This is a genomic window from Micromonospora sp. WMMD736 (assembly GCF_049179015.1).
Classification (GTDB): Bacteria; Actinomycetota; Actinomycetes; order Mycobacteriales; family Micromonosporaceae; genus Micromonospora.
Genome location: NZ_JBMHMI010000067.1, coordinates 1 through 1,310 on the forward strand (window position 1 = coordinate 1; position 1,310 = coordinate 1,310).

A 1,310-nucleotide genomic window follows, 5' to 3' on the forward strand; every position below is an offset into this window, starting at 1 on the left:
GCATGTTTGAACCGCAGCAGCGCCATACCGCGTTTGCGGGTGTCGCCGTACGCGTAATACGTCAGATGCAGGCTGCAGCGACGGCGCATATCGAACGTCTCGACATAGGTCGACGCACGCTGCGTGGGAGCCGCATCGCGGAACCACCCGATGAACTCCGACAACGGCTCGCGGACTTCAGCAGGCAACTCCGCGGCCGCGTTGGCGACGTCGTCGAGGAGTTCGGCGGTCTCGGCGGTCGGGTAGTCGAGCAGCAGCGCGGTGATCCGCCAGACCAGCCGCTGCTGGCGCTCGGCCAGCGCAGTTCCACCGCCGGTCCGGCGGCCGAGTGTCAGGAGTTTCATTTGGTCGGTACCAGCCCGTCGCTGCTTCGGCCGTCCCAGTTGAGCAGATTGACCCGGGTCGGGTCACCTTGCGGAACCGCGTCGTTGGTGTGGGTCAGCTGGAACTTGTCCACCATGGTGTCGAACGCGGTCATCCCGGGCCCGCCGTCGCCGTCCAGGCTGCAGCCGGTGGCGATCGCGTCCAGGCGATGCGCATCCGAACCCGCCCCGGTCGGAATCACATAGCGGTCCTGGTACTTCGCGATCGCCAGCAGCCGGTACATCGATTCGATCTCGTCGCCGCTCAGCCGCACCGACTCCGGGATCGTTTCGTCGAACTCTTCGCCCAAGTTGGCCGCCCGCATGTAGGCGCGCATCGCCGCCAATCGCTGCAGGGCGGACCGCACCGGTCCCACATCACCGGCGGTGAACAGTTCGGCCAGGTACTCCACCGGAATCCGCAGGGTGTCGATCGCGCCGAACAGATTGTTCTGGTTCTCGCCGTCGTGCCCGGTTTCCTTGAGGATGTCGACCACCGGCGACAACGGCGGCACGTACCACACCATCGGCATGGTCCGGTATTCCGGGTGCAGGGGCAGCGCCACCTGATAGTCGACGATCAGCCGGTACACCGGCGAATTTTGCGCGGCATCAATCCATTCCGCGGAGATGCCGGCCCGCTCTGCCTCGGCGACCACCCGGCGGTCGTGTGGGTTGAGAAAGACACCCAACTGAGCCGGGTACAGGTCCTTGTCGTGCTCGACCGACGCGGCTTCCTGTACCGCGTCCGCGTCGTAGAGCAGCACGCCGATGTAGCGCAGCCGGCCCACGCAGGTTTCCGAGCACACCGTCGGGATACCGACCTCGACGCGGGGGTAGCAGAACGTGCACTTCTCGGCCTTGCCGGTCTTGTGGTTGAAGTAGATCTTCTTGTACGGGCAGCCCGTGACGCACTGCCGCCAGCCGCGGCACTTGTCCTGATCCACC

Annotated in this window: 2 protein-coding genes; both read right to left on the reverse strand. The window is 65.7% G+C overall.

What is annotated here, in order from left to right:
• A partial coding sequence (narJ, locus tag ACN269_RS33605) for a nitrate reductase molybdenum cofactor assembly chaperone (RefSeq protein ID WP_421477205.1) occupies positions 1–344 on the reverse strand: 344 nt, incomplete at its 3' end.
• Positions 341–1,310, reverse strand: a 970-nt coding sequence (locus ACN269_RS33610) for a 4Fe-4S dicluster domain-containing protein (protein WP_421477207.1), incomplete at its 5' end; no start/stop codon positions are given. The genes narJ and ACN269_RS33610, both read right to left, overlap by 4 nt.